The following is a 6,312-nucleotide window of genomic DNA, read 5'->3' as shown; positions in this document are numbered from 1 at the left end:
GGTCTCAGACATGCTGAAGAACTTTCGTGTCGTACTGCGGGGTTGCAGCGGGGTCTTACGGGCGACGCAGCGCGTCGGCGGCCGCGGTGGCGGCGGGGCCGGCGGCCAGCTCGTTCTCCAGCAGCTGCTTGCCGAGCAGCTCGGGGTCCGGGAGCTCCATCGGGTACTCGCCGTCGAAGCAGGCGCGGCAGAGGTTCGGCTTCTGGATCGTGGTCGCCTCGATCATCCCGTCGAGGGAGATGTACGAGAGCGAGTCCGCGCCGAGCGACGTGCCGATCTCCTCGATCGTCATGCCGTTGGCGATCAGCTCCGCGCGGGTGGCGAAGTCGATGCCGAAGAAGCAGGGCCACTTCACCGGCGGGGAGGAGATCCGGATGTGGATCTCGGCCGCGCCGGCCTCACGGAGCATCTTGACCAGGGCGCGCTGGGTGTTCCCGCGGACGATCGAGTCGTCGACGACCACCAGGCGCTTGCCCTTGATGACGTCCCTGAGGGGGTTCAGCTTCAGCCGGATGCCCAGCTGGCGGATGGTCTGGGAGGGCTGGATGAAGGTGCGGCCCACGTAGGCGTTCTTCACCAGGCCCGCGCCGAACGGGATGCCGGAGGCCTCGGCGTAGCCGATCGCGGCCGGCGTGCCGGACTCCGGCGTCGCTATGACCAGGTCGGCCTCGACCGGCGCCTCCTTCGCGAGGCGGCGGCCCATCTCCACGCGGGAGAGGTACACGTTCCGCCCGGCGATGTCGGTGTCGGGACGAGCCAGGTACACGTACTCGAAGACACAGCCCTTGGGCTTCGCTTCCGCGAATCGCGAGGTGCGGATGCCGTTCTCGTCGATCGCGATCATCTCGCCCGGCTCGACCTCGCGGACGAAGCTGGCACCGCAGATGTCGAGGGCGGCGGACTCGGAGGCGACGACCCAGCCGCGCTCGAGACGGCCGAGGACCAGCGGGCGGATGCCCTGCGGGTCGCGGGCCGCGTAGAGCGTGTGCTCGTCCATGAAGACCAGCGAGAAGGCGCCCCGGACGTCGGGGAGGACCTTCGCGGCGGCCTGCTCGATGGTGAGCGGCTTGCCGTCCTCGTCGACCTGGGCGGCGAGGAGCGCCGTGAGGAGGTCGGTGTCGTTGGTGGCCGCGACGCGGGTGGTGCGGCCTTCCTGCTTGGGCAGGTCCGCGACCATCTCGGCGAGTTGCGCCGTGTTCACCAGGTTGCCGTTGTGGCCGAGCGCGATAGAGCCGTGGGCAGTCGCCCGGAACGTCGGCTGCGCGTTCTCCCACACGGAGGCCCCGGTGGTCGAGTAGCGGGCGTGACCGACCGCGATATGACCTTGGAGGGAACCGAGAGAGGTCTCGTCGAAGACCTGGGACACGAGGCCCATGTCCTTGAAGACGAGGATCTGGGAGCCGTTGCTGACCGCGATTCCCGCGGATTCCTGGCCCCGATGCTGGAGGGCGTAGAGCCCGAAGTACGTGAGCTTTGCGACCTCTTCACCCGGAGCCCAGACACCGAAGACGCCACAAGCGTCCTGGGGGCCTTTCTCGCCGGGAAGCAGATCGTGATTGAGTCGACCGTCACCACGTGGCACGTTCCCGAGTGTAGGCGAGATCGACCACTGGTCCGAATTGGCGAATGTGCGGGAGTGCGCAGGTAGTGCGATCGCACGAGCTGATCCACCGGCGTACGCGGGAGCGGGCCCGAGCCCCGCATCCCTGGTGGGAAAAGGGGTCCACGGGATCGGCCACGGAACGGGCGGAGGAGAGCGGACGCTCGTACGGGGGCCGGGGGCGGCCCGGAGTGTGACGGAGTTCGCAAGCGGGGGCGGTTTTTGGGGGGCGGGCAGGAGTCCGAACCGAGCTGGTCCCGGGAGCGGACGGGGGTCGAACCGGGGCCGTCCCCGAGCGGACGGAGTCCGAACCGGGGCCGTCGCGCTGGGGGCGTCCCAGGGAGCGGGACGGGTGGTTGACAGGGGCACGCACTGTCGGCGAGGCTCCTCGATCATGCAGCCCCGCCGTGACCGCACGGTCACTCTTGTGGAGCGCCGCCACGTCGACCTGGTCCGTGTCGCGAGCGCGATCTGTCGCTGCGCGTAGAAGCCTCCGGCTTCCAAGGCCCTGCCCGGGCCCACCCGCACCTGTAGGCCGCTGATCGCGGCACCGCCGTGCCCTGCACCCCTGAAGCGGCGTGATCGGGCGGGTGGGTGGGTCGAGCACCCGGCGCGCCGGAGGGCCCGAACCGTCGGAGCCGGTGAGCCCGTTCGCCCGGCGCGGCGGGGGCCGTCCACTTCTGTAGGCCGATGACCTCGGCACCGCCATGCCCGCACCTCTGCAGCGGGGTGATCGGGCGGACGGGTGGGACAAGCACCCGACGCGCCGGAGGGCCCGAACCGGCGGAGGCCCGTGCGCCCGCACGCCCCCGTACCCCGAGGACCGGCGCCCGCACGCCCCCGTGCCCGCAGGGCCCGCGCCCGCATACTCGTACACCTCAAGGAGCACCCGTATGTCCCCGCACGTCCAGAAGCTCTCTCGTCGTGCCCTTGGCGGGGCCGCCGTCGCTGGGGCGGCTGCGGCCGCGCTCGGGGCGGCCCCGGCGGCGGCCGCGCAGACCCACGAACGGCCATTCCGTGCCGCCGCCCCCGCCCGTTCCGGGCCCCGCCCCAACATCCTCTTCATCCTCGGCGACGACCTCGGCTGGGCCGACCTCTCCTCCTACGGCTCCCCCGACATCCGCACCCCGCACCTCGACCGCCTCGCCCGCCAGGGCGTCCGGTTCACCGACGCGTACTCCGGCTCCGCCACCTGCTCCCCGACCCGTTTCAGCCTCTACACCGGCCGCTTCCCGGGCCGTACCAAGGGCGGACTCGCCGAACCGATCGCCGACAAGTCCGTCGGCCTGGAGCCGACCCACCCCACCCTCGCCTCACTGCTCCGCGACACCGGGTACGCCACCGCCCTGATCGGCAAGTGGCACTGCGGCTACCTCCCGGACTACTCCCCCACCAAGTCCGGCTGGGACGAGTTCTTCGGCAACTTCGGCGGGGCCCTGGAGTACTACTCCAAGCTCGGCCTCGGCGGCGAGTACGACCTGTACGAGGGCGACGCCGAATACAAGGACCTCCGCTACTACACCCGGATCCTCACCGAGCGCGCGAGCGAGTACGTGGCCCGCGACCACGACCGCCCCTGGCTGCTCAACCTGAACTTCACCACCCCGCACTGGCCATGGATCGCCGACGGCGACACCGAGGAGAGCGCGGAGATCGTCCGCCGGATCAGGGCCGGCGAGCGCGGCGCGCTCTGGCACCAGGACGGCGGCTCCCTCGCCAAGTACAAGGAGATGGTCGAGGACCTGGACCGCTCCGTCGGCGAGGTCCTCCAAGCCCTGAAGCGCTCCGGCCAGGAGCGGAACACCCTGGTCTTCTTCGCCAGCGACAACGGCGGCGAGCGGTTCTCCTACAACTGGCCGCTCTCCGGCAACAAGAGCTCCCTCCAGGAGGGCGGCATCCGGGTTCCGGCGATCCTGCGCTGGCCGGCCCGGATCGACGGCGGCCAGGTCAGCGACCTGCCGGTGTTCACGCCCGACTGGACCGCCACCCTGCTGGAGCTGGCCGGCGCCCGCCCCCACCCGGCGTACCCCCTGGACGGCACCAGCCTGGCCGGCCATCTGCTGCGCGGTGCCGAGGTGCCGGAGCGGGACCTGTTCTGGCGGGTGCGCGGGGAGCGGGCGCTGCGCCGCGGCGACTGGAAGTACTACCGCGGCAAGAGCGGCCGTGACCAGCTGTTCCATCTGTCGCAGGACGTACGGGAGCAGGCGGACCGGGCCCCGTACGAGAACGAGCGGCTGGCGGAGCTGCGGTCCGCCTGGGAGGCGGTGAACGCGGGCCTACTGCCGTACCCCGCCTGAGGCGGCGGGCCGCTCAGTCCTTGGTGACGGGCTTCGCCGTCGCGGCGACGCCCCTGCCGTCCGGTGCGGTGAGGGAGAGCGCGCGGTCGCGGAGCTCGTACGTCGCCTTGCTCTCGAAGACGTTCAGCATCGCCTTCTCCACGTTCATCTGCGGCGGGGCGCACAGCATCCGGGTGGAGACGACCCGGCCGAAGGCGATGGTGGAGCCGGAGACCGTGGCCGTGGTGGAGAAGCGGTTGCAGCCGAGGCTGCCGGTCACCTTGCCGTCCTTGCCGATGACGAAGTGCGCGCGGCCCTCGGTGCCGGCGGGCAGCGAGGCGGAGGAGTCGCCGGAGACCAGCGACTCGACGGTCCACGGCGTGCCCTGGAGCGGGACGGGCTTCTGGGAGCTGAGGACGAGGGTGTCGCCGTCGGCCCGGGTGAGGGTGAGCTTGTCGCCGTCGACGACGGCCTTGAGCTTGCCGTCGAAGGTCTTGTCCAGGACCGTCTCGAAGCGCTGCAGGTCCTCGGGGCAGCCGATCTCGGTGGTCTCGTCGAGGCTGACGTCGAGGGTGTCGGCCTTGACCGCGACGGCGCCGCCGAAGTGGTTGCAGCCGGTGTTGCCCTTGGCCCGGCCGTTCTCGGCGATCTCGACGTACGCGCCGTCCGGGGCCGGGGTCCGCTTGCCGTCCACGGTGATGCTGTCGAACGACCAGCGGACACCGGTGACGGCCACGTCGGTGACGACCGTCTGGTCGGACCCGGGGCCCGAGCCCGCACCGGAGCCGGTCTCGGTGCCACAGGCGGTGAGCAGGGCGAGGGAGGCCAGGGCGGCGGCTGCGGTGATGCGCGGCTTCTGCATGCCGATGGGACGGGGCGGCGGGCGGAGCGGTTCCGCGTACGGTCGCGGCTCCCGCCCGGGACGGCTCCGGATCCCGCCCGGAAGGCCGTGGCCCTGGCAGCGATCAGCCCATGATCGGCAGCAGATCCGCCAGGTCCGCCCGCTCCCCGCTCGCGCTCACCCGGGCCGCCGCGCGCTCCGTCGCCCAGTCCGTACGGCCGGTGGCCAGCCGGATCCAGGTCAGCGGGTCGGTCTCGACGACGTTCGGCGGGGTGCCGCGGGTGTGCCGGGGGCCCTCCACGCACTGGACCACGGCGAACGGCGGGATCCTGACCTCGACCGCCCCGCCCGCGGCCTTCACCGCCAGCGCGTCGGCGAGCAGCCGGGTGCAGGCGGCGAGGGCCTGGCGGTCGTACGGGACGTCGAGCCCGGTCGCGGCGTTCAGGTCGTCGGTGTGGACGACGAGTTCGACGGTCCGGGTGACCAGGAAGTCGGCGAGCCGCATCCCGCCGAACCGCGTCGGCACCAGCCGGTCGTCGGAGGCGCCGGCCAGCCGCTGCGTGTACTGCTCCGCCGTCGCCGCGTACAGCGCCGCCAGGTCGTCGGCGTCGATCGCGCGGGTGTCCTCGTCGACCTGCTCGGCCGCGGTGATCGTCGCGAACGGCCAGTCGAGCAGCGTCAGTTCCTGCCTCTCCGGCTCGGGCGCGGCCAGATACCGGGCGACCGCGCCGACCACCGCCGTCAGGTGCGCCGCCAGCTCCCGTACCGTCCACGCGCCGAGCCGGGTGGGCCCGTCGAGCTGCTCGGGCGTGAGCGTCGCGACGGCCGTCCGCACGTTCTCGAACTGGGCGAGCACGGCGGCGCGGGTCTTGGCGGAGTCGTACGAGCGGGTGCGCTTCTTGGCAGGTGGCATGGGGCCGAGGCTAGTCGCTGCCGCATGGCGGGGAGGGAACGCGCGGCGGAGACTGAAAGGGAGCCACGAGAGGGGTCGAAGGACCATGGCTGAACACCCCGACAGCGCCCTGATACGCAAGGGCTTCGAAGCATGGGTCAAGGGAGACATGGAGACGGTCGCCTCCCTGATGACGGACGACTGCACGCACCACGTGCCCGGCGAGAGCCAGGTGTCCGGGCACTTCAAGGGCAAGGCCAACATCATCGCCATGTACGGCAAGATGTTCGAGCTCACCGGCGGCAAGATGCAGGTCCAGCTCGACCACATCTCCGTCGACGGCCGCGGCCACGCCGTGGCGGCGAACAGGTTCTTCGCCGAACGGGGCGACCGCGGCATCGAGATGAACGGCGCGCTCTTCTTCACGATCGTCGGCGGCAAGATCTCCGACATCGACGAGTGCGTCGAGGACATCGAGGCGTCCGACGCCTTCTGGGGTCAGGCCGAGTAGACCGATTCCCGCGACGCCTCGAACGTCTCCCCGTTCTTCGGCACCCCCACGCCGCGCCAGGTGAACGGGACGCCCCGAGCCGTCTCCAGGTCCGGGCCGTCCATCAGCTGGAAGTGCACGTGCGGCTCCGTGGAGTTGCCGGAGTTGCCGCAGCGGGCCAGCTCCTGGCCCGCGGTGACCCGGTCGCCGGGG

At 71.5% G+C, this 6,312-nt stretch carries 7 protein-coding genes; 3 read left to right on the top strand and 4 right to left on the bottom strand.

Annotation, left to right across the window (positions count from 1 at the left end):
- Positions 1 to 55: 55 nt before the first annotated feature.
- Positions 56 to 1,582 (bottom strand): amidophosphoribosyltransferase, encoded by a 1,527-nt coding sequence (gene purF / locus VIU94_RS36640; RefSeq protein WP_331918540.1) that lies wholly within the window; start codon positions 1,580 to 1,582, stop codon positions 56 to 58.
- Between the two features lie 412 nt (positions 1,583 to 1,994).
- Here purF and VIU94_RS44830 point away from each other — a divergent pair, with 412 nt between their 5' ends.
- Positions 1,995 to 2,087 carry a putative leader peptide gene (locus VIU94_RS44830; RefSeq protein ID WP_365499025.1) on the top strand — a complete coding sequence of 31 codons (93 nt, stop codon included), beginning with the start codon at positions 1,995 to 1,997 and terminating at the stop codon, positions 2,085 to 2,087.
- Between the two features lie 406 nt (positions 2,088 to 2,493).
- Entirely contained in the window at positions 2,494 to 3,897 is a 1,404-nt protein-coding gene (locus VIU94_RS36635; RefSeq protein WP_331918538.1) for a sulfatase family protein, read from the top strand.
- A 13-nt stretch (positions 3,898 to 3,910) separates the two neighbouring features.
- Here the strand turns inward: VIU94_RS36635 and VIU94_RS36630 are convergent, their stop codons facing one another.
- The gene (locus VIU94_RS36630; protein ID WP_331918536.1) at positions 3,911 to 4,738 is read right to left on the bottom strand and encodes an META domain-containing protein; all 828 of its coding nucleotides are present in this window, start codon (positions 4,736 to 4,738) and stop codon (positions 3,911 to 3,913) included.
- Positions 4,739 to 4,841: 103 nt separating this feature from the next.
- Positions 4,842 to 5,630 carry a maleylpyruvate isomerase family mycothiol-dependent enzyme gene (locus tag VIU94_RS36625; RefSeq protein WP_331918534.1) on the bottom strand — a complete coding sequence of 263 codons (789 nt, stop codon included), beginning with the start codon at positions 5,628 to 5,630 and terminating at the stop codon, positions 4,842 to 4,844.
- Positions 5,631 to 5,715: 85 nt separating this feature from the next.
- Between VIU94_RS36625 and VIU94_RS36620 the strand changes: the two genes are divergently transcribed.
- Positions 5,716 to 6,120, top strand: a complete 405-nt coding sequence (locus VIU94_RS36620) for a nuclear transport factor 2 family protein (protein ID WP_331918532.1) — start codon at positions 5,716 to 5,718, stop codon at positions 6,118 to 6,120.
- On the opposite strand, the gene VIU94_RS36615 is transcribed toward VIU94_RS36620, so the two are convergent.
- Positions 6,108 to 6,312: M23 family metallopeptidase (locus VIU94_RS36615; RefSeq protein WP_331918530.1), on the bottom strand; the 205-nt coding region annotated here is incomplete at its 5' end. The genes VIU94_RS36620 and VIU94_RS36615 overlap by 13 nt on opposite strands.

This window comes from Streptomyces sp. (genome assembly GCF_036566765.1).
In the GTDB taxonomy this organism is placed as follows: domain Bacteria; phylum Actinomycetota; class Actinomycetes; order Streptomycetales; family Streptomycetaceae; genus Streptomyces.
Note: the sequence above shows the minus strand (reverse complement) of the source record. Positions and strands in the feature narration are given on the sequence as shown.